The sequence below is a fragment of the Burkholderia sp. Ac-20353 genome (assembly GCF_017104785.1).
Classification (GTDB): domain Bacteria; phylum Pseudomonadota; class Gammaproteobacteria; order Burkholderiales; family Burkholderiaceae; genus Burkholderia.
The window spans coordinates 1-18,975 of the sequence record NZ_JAAGPL010000171.1; the positions used below are offsets into that span (position 1 = coordinate 1).

At 66.5% G+C, this 18,975-nt stretch carries 13 protein-coding genes and 1 pseudogene; 13 read left to right on the plus strand and 1 reads right to left on the minus strand.

Annotation, left to right across the window (positions count from 1 at the left end; translation table 11 throughout):
• The 9 genes and pseudogenes from G3N94_RS31615 to ugpQ all read left to right on the plus strand — a co-directional run.
• A pseudogene (locus G3N94_RS31615) lies at nucleotides 1–666 on the plus strand (type IV pilus secretin PilQ); the annotation flags it as partial.
• A 40-nt stretch (nucleotides 667–706) separates the two neighbouring features.
• Nucleotides 707–1,261 carry a shikimate kinase AroK gene (gene aroK, locus G3N94_RS31620; protein WP_205797290.1) on the plus strand — a complete coding sequence of 185 codons (555 nt, stop codon included), beginning with the start codon at nucleotides 707–709 and terminating at the stop codon, nucleotides 1,259–1,261.
• Entirely contained in the window at nucleotides 1,258–2,346 is a 1,089-nt protein-coding gene (gene aroB, locus G3N94_RS31625; protein ID WP_205797292.1) for a 3-dehydroquinate synthase, read from the plus strand. The genes aroK and aroB overlap by 4 nt, the downstream gene beginning before the upstream one ends.
• A gap of 64 nt (nucleotides 2,347–2,410) precedes the next feature.
• Nucleotides 2,411–3,598 carry a deoxyguanosinetriphosphate triphosphohydrolase gene (locus tag G3N94_RS31630; protein WP_241022177.1) on the plus strand — a complete coding sequence of 396 codons (1,188 nt, stop codon included), beginning with the start codon at nucleotides 2,411–2,413 and terminating at the stop codon, nucleotides 3,596–3,598.
• An 88-nt stretch (nucleotides 3,599–3,686) separates the two neighbouring features.
• A complete protein-coding gene (gene ugpB / locus G3N94_RS31635) occupies nucleotides 3,687–5,021 on the plus strand; it encodes a sn-glycerol-3-phosphate ABC transporter substrate-binding protein UgpB (RefSeq protein ID WP_205797298.1) in 1,335 nt (444 codons plus the stop codon).
• Between the two features lie 115 nt (nucleotides 5,022–5,136).
• Nucleotides 5,137–6,021: a sn-glycerol-3-phosphate ABC transporter permease UgpA gene (ugpA, locus tag G3N94_RS31640; protein ID WP_205797301.1), complete on the plus strand. Its 885-nt coding sequence runs from the start codon at nucleotides 5,137–5,139 to the stop codon at nucleotides 6,019–6,021.
• Nucleotides 6,018–6,863, plus strand: coding sequence for a sn-glycerol-3-phosphate ABC transporter permease UgpE (ugpE, locus tag G3N94_RS31645; protein ID WP_205797303.1), 846 nt, complete (start codon nucleotides 6,018–6,020; stop codon nucleotides 6,861–6,863). The genes ugpA and ugpE overlap by 4 nt, the downstream gene beginning before the upstream one ends.
• A 32-nt stretch (nucleotides 6,864–6,895) precedes the next feature.
• Complete coding sequence (locus G3N94_RS31650) at nucleotides 6,896–7,981, plus strand: sn-glycerol-3-phosphate import ATP-binding protein UgpC (RefSeq protein WP_205797304.1); 1,086 nt, start codon at nucleotides 6,896–6,898, stop codon at nucleotides 7,979–7,981.
• 21 nt (nucleotides 7,982–8,002) lie between these two features.
• Complete coding sequence (gene ugpQ / locus G3N94_RS31655) at nucleotides 8,003–8,785, plus strand: glycerophosphodiester phosphodiesterase (protein WP_205797306.1); 783 nt, start codon at nucleotides 8,003–8,005, stop codon at nucleotides 8,783–8,785.
• 191 nt (nucleotides 8,786–8,976) lie between these two features.
• Here ugpQ and G3N94_RS31660 read toward each other — a convergent pair whose 3' ends face one another.
• Complete coding sequence (locus tag G3N94_RS31660) at nucleotides 8,977–9,708, minus strand: OmpW family outer membrane protein (RefSeq protein ID WP_205797308.1); 732 nt, start codon at nucleotides 9,706–9,708, stop codon at nucleotides 8,977–8,979.
• A 192-nt stretch (nucleotides 9,709–9,900) separates the two neighbouring features.
• Here G3N94_RS31660 and G3N94_RS31665 point away from each other — a divergent pair, with 192 nt between their 5' ends.
• The 4 genes from G3N94_RS31665 to G3N94_RS31680 all read left to right on the plus strand — a co-directional run.
• A complete protein-coding gene (locus G3N94_RS31665) occupies nucleotides 9,901–10,614 on the plus strand; it encodes a transposase (protein WP_205797310.1) in 714 nt (237 codons plus the stop codon).
• Between the two features lie 292 nt (nucleotides 10,615–10,906).
• The gene (locus G3N94_RS31670; protein WP_205797312.1) at nucleotides 10,907–15,610 is read left to right on the plus strand and encodes a glutamate synthase-related protein; all 4,704 of its coding nucleotides are present in this window, start codon (nucleotides 10,907–10,909) and stop codon (nucleotides 15,608–15,610) included.
• Between the two features lie 88 nt (nucleotides 15,611–15,698).
• On the plus strand, nucleotides 15,699–17,165 hold the full coding sequence (locus G3N94_RS31675; protein ID WP_205797314.1) for a glutamate synthase subunit beta: 1,467 nt from the start codon (nucleotides 15,699–15,701) through the stop codon (nucleotides 17,163–17,165).
• A gap of 360 nt (nucleotides 17,166–17,525) precedes the next feature.
• On the plus strand, nucleotides 17,526–18,975 hold a 1,450-nt coding region (locus G3N94_RS31680), incomplete at its 3' end, for an alanine/glycine:cation symporter family protein (RefSeq protein WP_205797316.1).

An 18,975-nucleotide genomic window follows, 5' to 3' on the forward strand; every position in this document is an offset into this window, starting at 1 on the left:
GACCTGGCCGCCCGGCCGCTCGCCGGCTTCGACGCCGCCACGGCCGGCTTCACGCTGTTCGCGGCGCCGCTGAGCCGCGTGCTCGACGTCGAGCTGAGCGCGCTCGAGGCGCAGGGACGGGGACAGATCGTGTCGAGCCCGCGCGTCGTCACGGCGGATCGCGCGAAAGCGATCGTCGAGCAGGGGGCCGAGCTTCCGTACCAGGCCAAGGTCGGCAATGGCGTGAGCGGCGTGCAGTTTCGCCGGGCGACGCTCAAGCTCGAGGTCGAGCCGCAAATCACGCCGGACGGGCGCGTCGTGCTCGACCTCGACGTGACGAAGGACAGCGTCGGCGAGCCAACCGCGGCCGGCCCCGCGATCCATACGAAACACGTGCAGACCCGCGTCGAAGTCGAGGACGGCGGGACGGTCGCGATCGGCGGGATTTACGAGCGCCTGGACCGGGACGATGTGACGCGCGTGCCACTCTTGGGCAAAATACCGGTTCTGGGTGCGCTGTTCCGGCACCGGGCGCGGCGCGAACAGCGCAACGAGCTGGTCGTCTTCATCACCCCGACCGTGGTCGGCAGGCGGTGCGGCGCGGCCGGCGCCGGCGTGCCGGACCCCGGCGATCCGGGCCCGGCCGCCGCCGGCCCAGGCTCGACAAGGCAGGCGCTTTGCCAGTAAGCTGCGCCACACACCAGCAAGATTGAAGCAGAGGAAGCCGTTGCAAGCGCGGGACCCACACGCAAACGTATTTTTCGTCGGCCTTATGGGGGCGGGTAAGACCACCGTAGGCCGCGCGGTCGCGCGCCGGCTCGACAGGACGTTCTTCGACTCCGACCACGAGATCGAGGCACGCACGGGCGCCCGCATCCCGATGATCTTCGAAATGGAAGGCGAGGCCGGGTTTCGCGACCGCGAAACGCAGGTGATTGCCGAGCTCACGCAGCGCGAGAACATCGTGCTCGCGACCGGCGGCGGCGCGGTGTTGCGACCCGAAAATCGCGATTGCCTGAAGACACACGGCATCGTCATCTATCTGCGCGCGAATCCGCACGATCTGTGGCTGCGCACGCGCAAGGACAAAAACCGGCCGCTGCTGCAGACCGAGGATCCGAAAGGGCGTCTCGAAGCGCTCTACGAGGTGCGGGATCCGCTGTACCGCGAATGCGCGGATTTCGTCATCGAGACGGGCCGCCCGTCGGTCAACGGGCTCGTCAACATGGTGTTGATGCAACTCGAACTGGCGGGAGTCGTCGCCAAGCCAATACAAGCATGATTACTGTCAACGTCGATCTGGGCGACCGCGCCTATCCGATTCATATTGGCGCCGGCCTCGTCGGCCGCACCGAACTGTTCGCTCCCCACATCAAGGGGTCGTCCGTCACGATCGTCACGAACACGACGGTCGATCCGCTCTACGGGGACGCGCTGCGCGCCGCGCTTGCGCCGCTCGGCAAGCGCGTGTCGACGGTCGTGCTGCCGGACGGCGAGGCGTACAAGAACTGGGAAACGCTGAACCTGATCTTCGACGGCCTGCTGACCGAACGCGCGGACCGCAAGACGACGCTCGTCGCACTCGGCGGCGGCGTGATCGGCGACATGACGGGGTTCGCGGCCGCATGCTACATGCGTGGCGTGCCGTTCATCCAGGTGCCGACCACGCTGCTGTCGCAGGTCGATTCGTCGGTCGGCGGCAAGACGGGCATCAACCACCCGCTCGGCAAGAACATGATCGGCGCGTTCTACCAGCCGCAGGCGGTGATCGCGGACATCGGCACGCTGACGACGCTGCCCGACCGCGAACTGGCGGCGGGCATCGCCGAGGTCATCAAGACGGGCGCGATCGCCGACGCCGCATTCTTCGACTGGATCGAGGCGAACATCGGCGCGCTGAATGGCCGCGAGCCCGGCGCGCTCGCGGAAGCGGTCAAGCGCTCGTGCGAGATCAAGGCGAGCGTGGTCGCGGCGGACGAGCGCGAAGGCGGCCTGCGCGCGATCCTCAATTTCGGCCACACGTTCGGCCACGCGATCGAGGCCGGGCTCGGCTACGGCGAGTGGCTGCACGGCGAGGCGGTCGGCTGCGGGATGGTGATGGCCGGCGACCTGTCGGTGCGCCTCGGGCTGCTCGACGACGCGTCGCGGCAGCGCCTGAACGCGCTGATCGCCGCCGCGCATCTGCCGACCCGCGCGCCCGCACTTGGCGACGCGCGCTACATGGACCTGATGCGCGTCGACAAGAAGGCCGAGGCCGGCGCGATCAAGTTCATCCTGCTGAAGCGCTTCGGCGATACGCTGATCGCGCCGGCGCCCGACGAAGCGGTGTTCGCTACGCTGGCGGCGGCGACAACGACGACGCAATAACCCGGCCCGGCTGCCCGGCGCCCTTGACGTGGAGGACACGGTGAGCGAAACATCCAGCAGCAAGTTGCCACGCCAGCCCCTGAGCGCGACCGCCGCGCCGGTGGCCGAGCCGCCGACACTGGCGGCGCTGGAAGCGCATCTCGCCCCGTATGCCGCGCACGCGTCGCGCTCGCGTGGCCGGCGCCATCCGGAGCCGCCACCCGCGGCTCGCACCGAATTCCAGCGCGACCGCGATCGCATCGTCCACTCGACCGCGTTCCGCCGGCTCGAATACAAGACCCAGGTCTTCGTCAATCACGAAGGCGACCTGTTCCGCACCCGCCTCACCCACAGCCTCGAAGTCGCGCAGATCGCGCGTTCGGTCGCCCGCAACCTGCGGCTGAACGAGGATCTCGTCGAGGCGATCTCGCTCGCGCACGATCTCGGGCACACGCCGTTCGGCCATGCGGGGCAGGACGCGCTCAACGCGTGCATGCGCGAGCACGGCGGCTTCGAGCACAACCTGCAGAGCCTCGCCGTCGTCGACGAGCTCGAGGAACACTACGGCGCATTCAACGGCCTGAATCTCTGCTTCGAGACGCGCGAAGGGATCCTCAAGCACTGTTCGCGCGACAACGCGCGCAAGCTCGGCGCGCTCGGCGAACGCTTCCTGCAGGGGCGCCAGCCGTCACTCGAGGCGCAGCTCGCGAACATCGCCGACGAGATTGCGTACAACAACCACGACGTCGACGACGGCCTGCGCTCCGGGCTGATCACGATCGAGCAGCTCGCGCAGGTCGAGCTGTGGCAGCGCCATTACGAGCAGGCGCTCGCCGAATTCCCGAGTCTCGATGGCCGCCGTCTCGTGCACGAGACGGTGCGCCGCATCATCAACACGCTGATCGTCGACCTGATCGACGAGACGACGCGCAATCTCGCACGCGTCGCGCCGGCGTCGCTCGACGACGTGCGCACGGCGCCGCCGCTCGTGTCGCACAGCGAAGCCGTCGCCGAACAGGCGGCGGCCCTCAAGCGCTTCCTGTTCAAGAACCTGTACCGCCATTACAAGGTGATGCGGATGGCGAGCAAGGCGCAGCGTGTGGTCGCGGGGCTGTTCGACGCGTTCCTCGACGATCCGCGCCTGCTGCCGCCGCCATACCAGTCCGACGACGCTGACAAGCAGCCGCGCCTCGTCGCGCATTACATCGCCGGCATGACCGATCGATTCGCCCTGAAGGAATACCAACGTTTGTTCGTCATCAGCGACAACTGACTGTCACAAACGATCACTAGACTGCGCCGGTTCAATGGCGATGGGGATGGTGTACCTGCTGTTGGTATCGTTTTCATAGGAGAGGTCGATGAAGAAGAAGCCCGTAGGCACGCTGGTTCGCTCGCTCGCGCTCGGGGGCGCATTGATGTTCGGTGCGCAGCACGCGGCATTCGCGGTGACGGAGATCCAGTTCTGGCATGCGATGGAGGCCGCACTCGGCGAGCGGGTCAACGACATCGCGGCGCAGTTCAACGCATCGCAAAGCGATTACAGGATCGTGCCGGTGTTCAAGGGCACCTACGACCAGGCGCTCGCGGCGGGCATCGCCGCGTACCGCAGCGGCAACGCGCCGGCGATCCTTCAGGTCTACGAAGTCGGCACCGCGACGATGATGCAGGCGAAGAAGGCGGTGGTGCCCGTCTACGACGTGTTCAGGCAGGCCGGCGTGCCGCTCGACGAAAAGGCGTTCGTGCCGACCATCGCGAGCTACTACAGCGACGCGAAGACGGGCCATCTCGTGTCGATGCCGTTCAACAGCTCGACGCCCGTGCTGTACTACAACAAGGATGCGTTCAGGAAGGCCGGGCTCGACCCGAACCAGCCGCCGAAGACGTGGGACGAGGTCAAGGCCGATGCCGAGAAGCTGCGCAAGTCGGGCATGGCGTGCGGCTACACGACCGGCTGGCAAGGCTGGGTCCAGCTCGAGAACTACAGTGCGTGGAATGCGCTGCCGTTCGCGAGCCGCAACAACGGCTTCGACGGCACGGACGCGGTGCTCGAGTTCAACAAGCCGCAGCAGGTCGCGCACGTCCAGTTCCTGCAGCAGATGGCGAAGGACGGCACGTTCACGTACGCGGGCCGCAAGGACGAGGCGTCGGCGAAGTTCAACAGCGGCGATTGCGGGATCGTCACGACGTCGTCGGGCGCGCTCGCCAACATGCACAAGTATGCGAAGTTCGATTTCGCGACCGGCATGATGCCGTACGACGCGAGCGTGAAGGGCGCGCCGCAGAACGCGATCATCGGCGGCGCGAGCCTGTGGGTGCTGGCCGGCAAGGATCCGGCGACCTACAAGGGCGTCGCGAAATTTCTCGCGTACCTGAGCTCGCCGGCCGTCGCCGCGAAGTGGCACCAGGATACAGGCTACCTGCCGGTCACGACGGCCGCATACGACCTGACGCGCGAGCAGGGCTTCTACGCGAAGAACCCGAGCGCGGAAACGGCGATCAAGCAGATGATGAACAAGCCGCCGCTGCCGTACACGAAGGGGCTGCGGCTCGGCAACATGCCGCAGATCCGCACGATCGTCGACGAGGAGCTCGAGCAGGTCTGGGCGCAGAAGAAGTCGCCGAAGGACGGGCTCGATGCCGCGGTCACGCGCGGCGACGAGTTGCTGCGGCGCTTCGAGAAGTCGGGTAGCTGAGCACGCGCCGTATCGTGCCGCCGGCCATTTGTGCACTCGCGTGCGCTCGCGCGCGCTTGCGCGCGACGGCCGGCGGCCCGTCCTCATTCCCGTTTCGCCTGCCCGGAATCCCGACATGCAATCCCGTTCCCGTTTCGGCACGAGCCTGTTGCCGTACCTGCTGATCGCGCCGCAGCTCGCGATCACCGGCGTGTTCTTCCTTTGGCCAGCCGGCGTCGCGCTGTGGCAATCGACGCAGATGCAGGATGCGTTCGGTACGTCGAGCGAGTTCGTCGGCATCGCTAACTTTACGCGCCTGTTCGCCGATCCGCTGTATCTCGACTCGTTCCGCACGACGCTCGTGTTCAGCACGCTCGTGACGGTGAGCGGTCTCGTCGTGTCGTTGCTGCTCGCCGCGTGTGCGGATCGCGTGGTGCGCGGCGCGCGCGCGTACCGCACGCTGCTGATCTGGCCGTACGCGGTCGCGCCGACGATCGCCGCGGTGCTGTGGGCGTTCCTGTTCAATCCGAGCATCGGCCTCGTCACCTACGCGCTCGCCAAATCGGGAATCGTCTGGAACCACGCGCTGAACGGCGGGCAGGCGATGTTCCTGGTCGTGCTCGCGTCGGTGTGGAAGCAGGTGAGCTACAACTTCCTGTTCTTCTACGCGGGGCTGCAGGCGATCCCGCGCTCGCTGGTCGAGGCCGCCGCGATCGACGGTGCGGGCCCCGTGCGGCGCTTCTTCCACATCGTGCTGCCGCTGCTGTCGCCGACCAGCTTCTTCCTGCTGGTCGTGAACCTCGTCTACGCGTTCTTCGACACGTTCCCGGTGATCGACGCGGCGACCGCCGGCGGCCCCGCGCAGAGCACCAAGACGCTGATCTACAAGATCTTCGCGGAAGGCTTCCAGGGGCTCGACATCGGCAGCTCGGGCGCGCAGTCGGTCGTGCTGATGGCGATCGTCGTCGGGCTCACGGTGATCCAGTTCCGCTTCGTCGAACGCAGGGTGCAATACGCATGATCGAGAATCGCAAGGGCTTCGACCTGTTCTGCCACGCGGTGCTGATCGCGGGCGTCGTGCTGATCGTGTTCCCCGTCTACGTCGCGTTCTGCGCGGCGACGATGAGCGCGCAGGAAGTGTTCACGGTGCCGCTGTCGCTCGTGCCGAGCACGCATCTCGTCGAGAACATCGCGTACATCTGGCGGCACGGCAGCGGCGCCACGACGGCGCCATTCGGCCGGCTGCTCGTCAACAGCTTCGCGATGGCGCTCGGCATCGCGGTCGGCAAGATCGCGGTGTCGATCCTGTCCGCGTACGCGATCGTCTATTTCCGCTTTCCGCTGCGTAACACCGCGTTCTGGCTGATCTTCGTCACGCTGATGCTGCCGGTCGAGGTGCGGATTTTCCCGACCGTGCAGGTCGTGTCGACGCTGCACCTGACGAACGCCTACGCGGGGCTCACGCTGCCGCTGATCGCGTCGGCGACCGCGACCTTCCTGTTCCGCCAGTTCTTCATGACGCTGCCCGACGAGCTGATGGACGCGGCGCGCATCGACGGCGCGGGGCCATTGCGTTTCTTCTGGGACGTGGTGTTGCCGCTGTCGAAGACGAGCATCGCCGCGCTGTTCGTGATCACGTTCATCTACGGCTGGAACCAGTATCTGTGGCCGATCCTGATCACGACGGAGGCGTCGCTGTCGACGGCCGTGGTCGGCATCAAGACGATGATCGCGAGCGGAGACACCGCGACTGAATGGCACTACGTAATGGCGGCGACGCTGCTGGCGATGATTCCGCCGCTCGTCGTCGTGCTGGCGATGCAGCGCTGGTTCGTGCGCGGCCTCGTCGATTCTGAAAAATAACCACGGACACGCTACGAGGAGAAGGGCGACGTATGGCTGCGCTGAGCTTGAGGGGCGTCAGGAAATCCTATGACGGCAAGCAGAACGTATTGCACGGGATCGACGTCGAGATTGCCGACGGCGAATTCATCGTGCTGGTCGGGCCGTCCGGCTGCGGCAAATCGACGCTGCTGCGGATGATCGCGGGGCTCGAGAGCGTGACGGACGGCGAGATCGCGATCGGCGAGCGGGTCGTCAACGCGCTCGAGCCGAAGGATCGCGACATCGCGATGGTGTTCCAGAACTATGCGCTGTATCCGCACATGACGGTCGCGCAGAACATGGGTTACGGGCTGAAGATCCGCGGCATCGAGCGCGCGACGATCGAGTCGCGGGTTGCCGCGGCCGCGAAGATCCTCGAGCTCGAGCCGCTGCTCGCGCGACGGCCGCGCGAACTGTCGGGCGGGCAGCGGCAGCGGGTCGCGATGGGGCGCGCGATCGTGCGCGAGCCGTCAGTGTTCCTGTTCGACGAGCCGCTGTCGAACCTCGATGCGAAGCTGCGCGTGCAGATGCGGCTCGAGATCCAGCGGCTGCATGCACGGCTCGCGACGACGAGCGTCTACGTGACGCACGACCAGATCGAAGCGATGACGCTCGCGCAGCGCGTGATCGTGATGAACCGCGGCTACGCGGAACAGATCGGCGCGCCGGTCGACGTCTACGAGAAGCCGGCGACCGTGTTCGTCGCGGGCTTCATCGGCTCGCCGGCAATGAACCTGCTGCAAGGGCGGCTGTCGGAAGATGGCGCGACGTTTGCGGTTGCGGGCGGCGGCCCGGCGTTGCCGGTCGCCGGCGTGCCCGGAATCGGCGCCGAGATCGCACCGGGCCGCGACTGGGTGCTCGGCGTGAGACCCGAGCACATGACGCCGCAGCCGGGCGTGCCGCACGTGACGCTGACGGTCGATTCGTGCGAGCTGCTCGGCGCGGACAACCTCGCACACGGCCGCTGGGGCGCGCACGACGTCGCGGTGCGCCTGCCGCACGCGGACCGCCCCGCGCGCGGCACGGCGCTCGCGGTGGCGCTGCCCGCGCACCGGCTGCATTTCTTCGATCCCGAGACCGGCAAGCGTGCCGGCTGAACCCAATCGACAGGTGTCCCGATGAGTTCCCATGCTGTCTGGCCGTACCCGCGCGTCGTCGCTCATCGCGGCGGGGGCACGCTCGCTCCGGAGAATACCCTTGCGGCGCTCGACGAAGGCGCGCGGCGCGGGCACCGGATGGTCGAGTTCGACGCGAAGCTGTCGGCGGACGACGTCACGTTCCTGCTGCACGACGACACGGTCGACCGGACCTCGAGCGGCCACGGGCCGGCGGCGCGGATGCGCTATGCGGAACTCGCGGCTCTCGATGCGGGCAGCTGGTTCGACGCGCGGTTCGCAGGCGAGCGGATGCCGACGTTCGACGCGGCGGCCGCGCGCTGCATCGCGCTCGGGCTCGCGGTGAATGTCGAGATCAAGCCGTGCGCCGGGCGCGAACGCGAGACCGGGCGACGCGTGGCCGCCGACGCTGCAGCGTACTGGCGCGGCGCGGCGATACCGCCGCTGCTGTCGTCGTTTTCGTTCGATGCACTGCAGCAGGCGCGTGACACGGCGCCCGACCTGCCGCGCGGAATGCTGTACGAGACCGTGCCGGACGACTGGCGCGCGCAGGCGGTCGACGCGCTCGGCTGCGTGTCGCTGCATGCGGACCATCAGTCGCTCGACGAGCCGCTGGTGCGCGCGATCAGGGCGGCCGGCCTGCGGATCCTCGCCTATACCGTCAACGACCTCGCGCGCGCGCAGCAACTCGTGCGGTGGGGCGTCGACGCGATCTGTACGGACCGGATCGACCTGATCGGCCCGCAAGCGCTGGATGCAACGTCCACCCCCGCTTCGAGCGATTGAGCCGTTCAACCGTGGCACGGCGGGCGTAAACAAGCGACAGCGGCGCCAGGCCCCGGACCGGGCCTGACGCGTAATAATCAACGCCCCGGCGGCTTTCCGTCCGGGGTGTTTTACGTCACCGCGCGTTACGCAAGGAAAAATCCGCTACAAATTGCAGCGGGATTAACCATTCCCCAAATATTCGACTACGCTTAGAAGCGGTAGCCGACGTTCAGGTAGGTGACGATCGGGTTCAGGTTGATCTTGGCCTTCGACGTTTCGGTCAGCGTCCCGACCGGGGTCTGACGGGCCGTCGTGAAGGTCGCGGTGACGCTCACCGGCACATACGAGATCGACAGGCCTGCGAACCAGTGGTCGGTGAAGTTGTACGTGAAGCCGGCGTTGAACACGGGCGCCCACTGGTTGCTGGTCGTCGCGCTGGTCGGGCCACCGAGCACGCCGTTCTCGAACGTACCGTTCGTGAGCTTCGCGCCGGTGAACCAGACGTAAGTCGCGCCGATACCGACATACGGCCGGAATTTGGCGTTGGCTTCGTTGAAGTTGTAGCGGAGCAACAATGCGGGGCTCCACTGGTATGCGGTGCCGAGCTTGCCGAAACTTTCGAACCGACCCTTGCCGTTGATGTCGAACTTCGGCGGTATCCCCATGTCGAGCTGGGTGGAGATGTGGTCGGTGATGAAGTAGCCGAATGCCAGCCCGAGTGTGTCGGAATCGCTGATGCCGGCGCCCGTGTTGGGAATGGACTGATTGATGGGCGTGCCACCGACTCCGTAGAGGAACAGCGGGTCGCTGCTGTCCTGCGGAGCAAGGTGGAACCACCCGGTGGTGACGTAAAAGCTACCTGCCGATTGCGCGTGCGCCGCGCCGCTCGCCAACGTGAACGCGAGCGCAGCGGCCCCCGTAATGGCCAGTTTTCGTTTCATTTTGTCTCCTCCGATCAAAGGCGTGCTCATTATGACTACGGCGTTTAAAACCAAACAAGCTCGTAAGTTAGAGTTTTCTCCCTAGGTATCGCACGACCGTACGTTTCGGCGCACCGTGGGCAAAGGGTTCTACACAGGTGCGCACCATCGGACCTTCGGGTATCTCCTAACGCGATCAAACGGACATTCAGCATGGCACGGCTAGCACGACTCTACGTTCCCGACCAGCCGCAGCACGTGATACTGCGCGGCCTGGATCAGCAACCCGCGTTTGTCGACGACCAGGACTACGAGCTCTTCATCGATTGTCTGAAGGCCGCGGCGCGCGATCACCACCTCGCGGTGCACGCATACGTGCTGCTGCCGCGCCAGGTGCAGCTTCTCGTGACGCCGAGCGACGAGGCCAGCCTGCCGAAGGCGATGCAGGCAGTCGGACGTCGCTACGTCGCGCATTTCAACCGGCGCTATTCGCGGCGCGGCACCCTGTGGGAAGGCCGCTATCGCGCGACCGTGATCGAAGGCGAGCGCTATTTCCTGCTCGCGAGCCGCGTGGTCGAGCTGAGCCCCGTGCGCGCGCAGCTCGCCGCGACGCCGGATGCCTATCGGTGGTCGAGCTACCGGCATCACATCGGGCTCACCGTCGACAGCCTGATCACCGACCATCCGCTCTACTGGGCGCTCGGCAACACGCCGTTCGAGCGCCAGCGCGCGTACCAGGAGCTGTGCGAGCAGCCGCTCGACGAGCGGCAGGCCGACCAGCTCCAGCAGGCGACGCTGAAGGGCTGGGTGCTCGGCGGCGAGAACTACCGCGAATGGGCGGCGCGGACCGCGAACCGGCGCGTGTCGCCGCTGCCGCGCGGACGCCCTCGCAAGGTGCGCGAGAACACGCCGCCGATCCAGCAGTAGGCGCTGGCAGGCGGAACGGGAGGCGGCGCTGCGGGCGCCGCTTCTTTTTGCACCAAAATGATACGGCCCCAATAAAACGGCACCAGATCGATGCATCTGTTTAATTGGGGCCGTATCATGCGGTTTTTGTTGCTATTCCTTTGATTCGTCGCGTATATTCCGAATTCCGGTGGCCCGGGCGAAGCATGCCTTACCCACTGTCGGCTGCGCCGCCTCCTGCCGGGAAGCGGGAAACGGCGGCAACAAGAAAATGGTTCAACGGCCCTCGAGGCCCCTTTACGACGGTGTCCCCATGAACGACCACCAGCAGCCGCTCACCGCGGTGCCCGCCGCGCAAGGTCTGTATGACCCGCAAAACGAACACGACGCCTGCGGCGTCGGCTTCGTCGCACACATCAAGGGCAAGAAGAGCCACGAGATCATCGAACAGGGTCTGAAGATCCTCGAGAATCTCGACCACCGCGGCGCGGTCGGCGCCGATCCGCTGATGGGCGACGGCGCGGGCATCCTGATCCAGATTCCGGACGCGTTCTACCGCGAGGAAATGGCGAAGCAGGACGTCACGCTGCCGCCGGCCGGTGAGTACGGCGTGGGGATGATCTTCCTGCCGAAGGAAAACGCGTCGCGGATCGCATGCGAGCAGGAACTCGAGCGCACCGTGAAGGCAGAGGGCCAGGTCGTGCTGGGCTGGCGCGACGTGCCGGTCGACCACGCGATGCCGATCTCGCCGGCCGTGAAGGCGAGCGAGCCGCTGATCCGCCAAATCTTCATCGGCCGCGGCAAGGACATCATGGTGACGGACGCGCTCGAGCGTAAGCTCTACGTGATCCGCAAGACGGCCAGCCACCGCATCCAGGCGCTGAAGCTGAAGCACGGCAAGGAATACTTCGTGCCGTCGATGTCGGCGCGCACGATCGTCTACAAGGGGCTGCTGCTCGCGGGCCAGGTCGGCGTCTACTACCGCGACCTGCAGGACGCGCGCACCGTGTCGGCGCTCGCGCTCGTGCACCAGCGCTTCTCGACCAACACGTTCCCCGCATGGGAACTGGCTCACCCGTACCGGATGATCGCGCACAACGGCGAGATCAACACCGTGAAGGGCAACGTCAACTGGCTGAACGCGCGTACCGGCGCGATCGCATCGCACGTGCTCGGCGACGACCTGCCGAAGCTCTGGCCGCTGATCTACCCGGGCCAGTCGGATACGGCTTCGTTCGACAACTGTCTCGAACTGCTCGTGATGGCCGGCTACCCGCTCGTGCACGCGGTGATGATGATGATCCCGGAAGCGTGGGAACAGCACACGCTGATGGACGAGAACCGCCGCGCGTTCTACGAATACCACGCCGCGATGATGGAGCCGTGGGACGGCCCGGCCGCGATCGCGTTCACCGACGGCCGCCAGATCGGCGCGACGCTCGACCGTAACGGCCTGCGTCCGGCGCGCTATATCGTGACCGACGACGACCTCGTGATCATGGCGTCGGAAGCCGGCACGCTGCCGATCCCCGAGTCGAAGATCGTCAAGAAGTGGCGCCTGCAGCCGGGCAAGATGTTCCTGATCGACATGGAACACGGCCGCATCATCGACGACAAGGAGCTCAAGGACAACCTCGCGAACGCGAAGCCGTACAAGAGCTGGATCGACGCCGTGCGCATCAAGCTCGACGAGATCGAGCCGAAGGCCGAGGAGGTAGCCGCAGGCCGTGCCGAGGGCGCCGCGCTGCTCGACCGCCAGCAGGCGTTCGGCTACACGCAGGAAGACCTGAAGTTCCTGATGGCGCCGATGGCGCAGCAGGGCGAGGAGGCGGTCGGCTCGATGGGCAACGACTCGCCGCTCGCGGTGATGTCGAACAAGAACAAGACGCTCTATCACTACTTCAAGCAGCTGTTCGCGCAGGTCACGAACCCGCCGATCGACCCGATCCGCGAGAACATGGTGATGTCGCTCGTGTCGTTCATCGGCCCGAAGCCGAACCTGCTCGACACGAACAACATCAACCCGCCGATGCGTCTCGAAGTGTCGCAGCCGGTGCTCGACTTCAAGGACATCGCGAAGATCCGCGCGATCGACCAGTACACGGGCGGCAAGTTCAGCTCGTACGAGCTGAACATCTGCTACCCGGTTGCGTGGGGCAAGGCCGGCATCGAGGCGCGCCTCGCGTCGCTGTGCGCGGAAGCCGTCGACGCGGTGAAGTCGGGCTACAACATCCTGATCGTGTCGGACCGCAAGACCGACGCCGAGCACGTCGCGATTCCCGCGCTGCTGGCGACCTCGGCGATCCACACGCACCTCGTCCAGCAGGGGCTGCGCACGAGCACGGGCCTCGTCGTCGAGACGGGCTCCGCGCGTGAGACGCACCACTTCGCGCTGCTCGCGGGCTACGGCGCGGAAGCCGTGCATCCGTACCTCGCGATGGAAACGCTCGCGAAGATGGCCGACGGCCTGACGGGCGACCTGTCGCCGGAGAAGGCCGTCTACAACTTCACGAAGGCGGTCGGCAAGGGCCTGCAGAAGGTGATGTCGAAGATGGGCATCTCGACGTACATGTCGTACACGGGCGCGCAGATCTTCGAAGCGCTCGGCCTGTCGACCGACCTCGTCGAGAAGTACTTCAAGGGCACCGCGTCGAAGGTCGGCGGCATCGGCCTGTTCGAAGTCGCGGAAGAGGCGATCCGCCTGCACCGCGACGCGTTCGGCGACAACCCGGTGCTGCGCGACATGCTCGACGCGGGCGGCGAGTACGCGTATCGCGTGCGCGGCGAAGACCACATGTGGACGCCGGATTCGATCGCGAAGCTGCAGCACGCAACGCGCAGCAACTCGTACCAGACGTACAAGGAATACGCACACCTGATCAACGATCAGACGAAGCGCCACATGACGTTCCGCGGGCTGTTCGAATTCAAGGTGTCGCCGGCGAAGGCGATCCCGATCGACGAAGTCGAATCGGCGAAGGAGATCGTCAAGCGTTTCGCGACGGGCGCGATGTCGCTCGGCTCGATCAGCACCGAGGCGCACGCGACGCTCGCGATCGCAATGAACCGGATCGGCGGCAAGTCGAACACCGGCGAAGGCGGCGAGGACGACAAGCGCTACCGCAACGAGCTGCGCGGCATTCCGATCAAGTCGGGCGAGTCGCTGAAGTCGGTGATCGGCGACGAGATCGTCAGCGACATCCCGCTGAAGGATGGCGATTCGCTGCGCTCGAAGATCAAGCAGGTCGCGTCGGGCCGCTTCGGTGTGACGGCCGAGTATCTCGCATCGGCCGACCAGATCCAGATCAAGATGGCGCAGGGCGCGAAGCCGGGCGAAGGCGGCCAGCTGCCGGGCCACAAGGTGTCCGACTACATCGGCAAGCTGCGCTACTCGGTGCCGGGCGTCGGCCTGATCTCGCCGCCGCCGCACCACGACATCTACTCGATCGAGGATCTCGCGCAACTGATCCACGACCTGAAGAACGTGAACCCGAGCTCGAGCATCTCGGTGAAGCTCGTGTCGGAAGTGGGCGTCGGCACGGTCGCGGCAGGCGTCGCGAAGGCGAAGTCCGATCACGTCGTGATCGCGGGCCATGACGGCGGCACCGGCGCATCGCCGCTGTCGTCGGTCAAGCACGCAGGCACGCCGTGGGAACTGGGCCTCGCCGAAACGCAGCAGACGCTGGTGCTGAACCGCCTGCGCGGCCGCATCCGCGTGCAGGCCGACGGCCAGATGAAGACCGGCCGCGACGTCGTGATCGGCGCGCTGCTCGGTGCGGACGAATTCGGCTTCGCGACGGCGCCGCTCGTCGTCGAAGGCTGCATCATGATGCGCAAGTGCCACCTGAACACGTGCCCGGTCGGCGTCGCGACGCAGGACCCGGTGCTGCGCGCGAAGTTCTCGGGCCAGCCGGAACACGTCGTCAACTACTTCTTCTTCGTCGCCGAGGAAGTGCGCGAGATCATGGCGCAGCTCGGCATCGCGAAGTTCGACGACCTGGTCGGTCGCGCCGACCTGCTCGACACGCGCAAGGGCGTCGAGCACTGGAAGGCGAAGGGCCTCGACTTCTCGCGCGTGTTCTACCAGCCGGAAGACTGCGAGGACGTCGCGCCGCGTCACGTCGACGTGCAGGATCACGGCCTCGAGCGCGCGCTCGACCACGTGCTGATCGAGAAGGCGAAGGCCGCGATCGAGAACGGCGAACACGTGTCGTTCATCCAGCCGGTGCGCAACGTGAACCGCACGGTCGGCGCGATGCTGTCGGGCGTGATCGCGAAGAAGCACGGGCACGACGGTCTCGACGACGATGCGGTACATATCCAGCTGAAGGGCACGGCCGGCCAGAGCTTCGGCGCGTTCCTCGCGAAGGGCGTGACGCTCGACCTCGTCGGCGACGGCAACGACTACGTGGGCAAGGGCCTGTCGGGCGGCCGGATCATCATCCGTCCGACCAACGACTTCCGCGGCAAGTCCGAGGAAAACATCATCTGCGGCAACACGGTGATGTACGGCGCGATCGAGGGCGAGGCCTTCTTCCGCGGCGTCGCGGGCGAACGCTTCTGCGTGCGCAACTCGGGCGCGACGGCGGTCGTCGAGGGCACCGGCGACCACGGCTGCGAATACATGACGGGCGGCACGGTCGTCGTGCTCGGCGAGACGGGCCGCAACTTCGCGGCCGGCATGTCGGGCGGCGTCGCGTACATGTACGACCCGGACGGCACGTTCGCGGCGAAGTGCAACAAGTCGATGGTCGCGCTCGAGCCGGTGCTGCAGCAGGCCGAACAGGAGCGCACGGTCGACCGCGCGCTCTGGCACGCCGGCACGACGGACGAAGCGCTGCTCAAGGGGCTCGTCGAGCGCCACTTCCAGTTCACCGGTTCGCCGCGCGCGAAATCGCTGCTGGAAAACTGGGACGCGGCGCGGCGCCAGTTCGTGAAGGTGTTCCCGCACGAATACAAGCGCGCGCTGGGCGAGATCGGTGCGAAGAAGGCGGCGAAGGAAGAACTGGCCGCCTGAGCGACGAACGACATAGCAGAGGCCGCGCGCGCGTGACTGTCGCGCGCGCGGCTCCCCCACCCGATACACGGAATCAGAAGAGCACCTTATGGGCAAGGCAACCGGTTTTCTGGAGTTCGAACGCCGCCACGAGGCGTACGAAGCACCGCTCACGCGCGTGAAGCACTACAAGGAATTCGTCTCGGCGCTGTCCGACGCGGATGCGAAGGTGCAGGGCGCGCGCTGCATGGACTGCGGCATCCCGTTCTGCAACAACGGCTGTCCGGTCAACAACATCATCCCGGACTTCAACGACCTGGTGTATCGCCAGGACTGGCGTCAGGCGATCGAGGTCCTGCACTCGACCAACAACTTCCCGGAATTCACGGGCCGCATCTGCCCGGCGCCGTGCGAAGCCGCGTGCACGCTCGGGATCAACGACGACCCGGTCGGCATCAAGTCGATCGAGCACGCGATCATCGACAAGGCGTGGGCGGAAGGCTGGGTGGCACCGCAGCCGGCCGCGCACAAGACGGGCAAGAAGGTCGCGGTCGTCGGCTCCGGCCCTGCGGGCCTCGCCGCCGCGCAGCAGCTCGCGCGCGCGGGCCACGACGTGACGGTGTTCGAGAAGAGCGATCGGGTCGGCGGCCTGCTGCGCTACGGGATCCCCGACTTCAAGCTCGAGAAGTGGCTGATCGACCGCCGCATGCGCCAGATGGAAGCGGAAGGCGTGACGTTCCGCACCAGCGTGTTCATCGGCAAGGATGCGCTGCCCGACTCGATCGGCAACATGGCGAAGGAGACCATCTCGCCGGCGACGCTGAAGGAAGAATTCGACGCGGTGGTGATCGCGGGCGGCTCGGAAACCCCGCGCGACCTGCCGGTGCCGGGCCGCGAGCTGGCCGGCATCCATTACGCGATGGACTTCCTGCCGCAGCAGAACCGCGTGAACGCCGGCGACAAGCTCGTCGACCAGCTGCTCGCGAAGGGCAAGCACGTCGTCGTGATCGGCGGTGGCGACACGGGTTCGGACTGCGTCGGCACGTCGAACCGTCACGGCGCGAAGGGCGTCACGCAGTTCGAGCTGCTGCCGCAGCCGCCGGAAGAGGAAAACAAGCCGCTCGTGTGGCCGTACTGGCCGATCAAGCTGCGCACGTCGTCGTCGCACGAGGAAGGCTGCGAGCGCGACTGGGCGGTCGCGACGAAGCGCTTCGAAGGCAAGAACGGCAAGGTCGAGAAGCTGATCGCGGCGCGCGTCGAGTGGAAGGACGGCAAGATGCAGGAAGTGCCGGACTCGGAGTTCGAGATGAAGGCCGATCTCGTGCTGCTCGCGATGGGCTTCACGCAGCCGGCCGCGCCGGTGCTCGAGGCGTTCGGCGTCGACAAGGATGCGCGCGGCAACGCGCGTGCGGCGACCGAAGGCGATCGCGCGTACTACACGTCGGTCGACAAGGTGTTCGCGGCGGGTGACATGCGCCGCGGCCAGTCGCTCGTCGTGTGGGCGATCCGCGAAGGCCGCCAGTGCGCGCGCTCGGTCGATGCGTACCTGATGGGGCATTCGCAACTGCCGCGGTAAGCGCCGCGCGCGGGTTCGCGTGAAAACCGGGCGTCCGAGAGGGCGCCCGTTTTTTTTATGGGCTGCGTCGCCGCACGGTTGCGCTGGGGGGGGCCGGTTTTTCGCGCGGCCGACGGGCGACTTTCGGCACCGCGGCACCGTCGACGACGCGCGTCCTGCGCGTCCGTCCAGCTTCCTCTCGCTTCCCCGGTCGCGCCGCTTTTGTCGCGGACGTCGCCTAATCTGAAGACATCCGTCGCCGATTTTCCGTCATTCCGATTTCTTTCGTTTTGTAATGATCCTTGCAAATTGTCATATCATGTCGCCCCTCGGGCCGCGAAGTGCGACCGACATGACTGACCTCATTTAAAAGGACACTGGATGGAAGCACTCGTGCAAGGGCTGATCGACGCCGTCAACGGCGTGTTGTGGAACTACGTGCTGATCGCGCTGCTGCTCGGCGTGGGCGCGTGGTTCACGCTGCGGTTCCGGATGATCCAGCTGAAGGCGCTGTTCCTCAGCATGCGCCTCGTCGGCAGCAAGGGCGAGCCGGGCAGCATCTCGTCATTCCAGGCGTTCGCGACCGGCCTTGCGAGCCGCGTCGGCACCGGCAACATCGCCGGCGTCGCGGTCGCGCTGACGGTCGGCGGGCCGGGCGCGATCTTCTGGATGTGGATCACGGCGCTTGTCGGGATGTCGTCCGCGTTCGTCGAGGCGACGCTCGCGCAAATCTTCAAGGTCTCGCATCCGGACGGCACGTTTCGCGGCGGCCCTGCGTACTACATCCAGACCGGCCTGCGCTCGCGCGGCTTCGGCGTGCTGTTCTCGCTGTCGCTGATTCTTGCGTTCGGTTTCGTGTTCAACGCGGTGCAGTCGAACGCGATCGCCGATGCGTTTCACGTGTCGTTCGGCTGGAGCCGCGCGGCAGTCGGTTTCGGCCTCGTGCTGCTGACCGCGCCGATCATTTTCGGCGGGATCCGCCGGATCGCGAACGTTGCACAGGTGATCGTGCCGCTGATGGCGATCGGCTACCTCGCGCTCGCGGTGTACGCGGTCGCGACGCACATCGCGATGGTGCCCGGCGTGATCGCGCTGATCGTGAAGAGCGCGTTCGGCCTCGAGCAGGCGGCAGGCGGCCTGACCGGCTATGCGGTCAGCCAGGCGATCGCGATCGGCGTGAAGCGCGGGCTGTTCTCGAACGAAGCCGGCATGGGCAGCGCGCCGAACGCGGCGGCGACGGCCAGCACCCGGCATCCGGTCACGCAGGGGCTGATCCAGATGCTCGGCGTGTTCGTCGACACGATCGTGATCTGCAGCGCGACTGCGTTCGTGATCCTGCTGTCGGGCCAGTACGAGCTCGGCACCGGGATGGAAGGCGCGGCGCTCACGCAGCGCGCGATCTCGAGCCACGTCGGCGACTGGGGCGGCATCTACATGGCGGTCGCGATCTTCTTCCTCGCGTTCTCGTCGGTGATCGGCAATTACGCGTACGCGGAAGGCAACGTCGAGTTCATCACGAAACGGCGGGGCGTGCTGCCGCTGTTCCGCATCGCGGTGCTCGGGATGGTGATGTTCGGCAGCGTCGGCCAGCTTCCGCTCGTGTGGGCGATGGCCGACACGAGCATGGGCCTGATGGCGATCATCAACCTGATCGCGATCGTCGCGCTCGGCAAGTACGCGCACGCCGCATGGCGCGATTACCGCCGCCAGCGTGCGGCCGGCGTCACCGATCCGGTGTTCACGCGCAACACGATTCCGGAACTCGCGCGCGTGCTGCCGGCCGATGTCTGGGGCGAGCACGGCCCGCTGCCGCAACGTCCGGCGGCGGCCC

Bases quoted from the DNA above. Each gene is read 5' to 3' on its own strand.
- aroB (WP_205797292.1), top strand. From the start codon at position 1,258: ATGATTACTGTCAACGTCGATCTGGGCGACCGCGCCTATCCGATTCAT.
- ugpB (WP_205797298.1), top strand. From the start codon at position 3,687: ATGAAGAAGAAGCCCGTAGGCACGCTGGTTCGCTCGCTCGCGCTCGGG.
- ugpA (WP_205797301.1), top strand. From the start codon at position 5,137: ATGCAATCCCGTTCCCGTTTCGGCACGAGCCTGTTGCCGTACCTGCTG.
- ugpE (WP_205797303.1), top strand. From the start codon at position 6,018: ATGATCGAGAATCGCAAGGGCTTCGACCTGTTCTGCCACGCGGTGCTG.
- G3N94_RS31650 (WP_205797304.1), top strand. From the start codon at position 6,896: ATGGCTGCGCTGAGCTTGAGGGGCGTCAGGAAATCCTATGACGGCAAG.
- ugpQ (WP_205797306.1), top strand. From the start codon at position 8,003: ATGAGTTCCCATGCTGTCTGGCCGTACCCGCGCGTCGTCGCTCATCGC.
- G3N94_RS31660 (WP_205797308.1), bottom strand. From the start codon at position 9,708: ATGAAACGAAAACTGGCCATTACGGGGGCCGCTGCGCTCGCGTTCACG.
- G3N94_RS31665 (WP_205797310.1), top strand. From the start codon at position 9,901: ATGGCACGGCTAGCACGACTCTACGTTCCCGACCAGCCGCAGCACGTG.
- G3N94_RS31670 (WP_205797312.1), top strand. From the start codon at position 10,907: ATGAACGACCACCAGCAGCCGCTCACCGCGGTGCCCGCCGCGCAAGGT.
- G3N94_RS31675 (WP_205797314.1), top strand. From the start codon at position 15,699: ATGGGCAAGGCAACCGGTTTTCTGGAGTTCGAACGCCGCCACGAGGCG.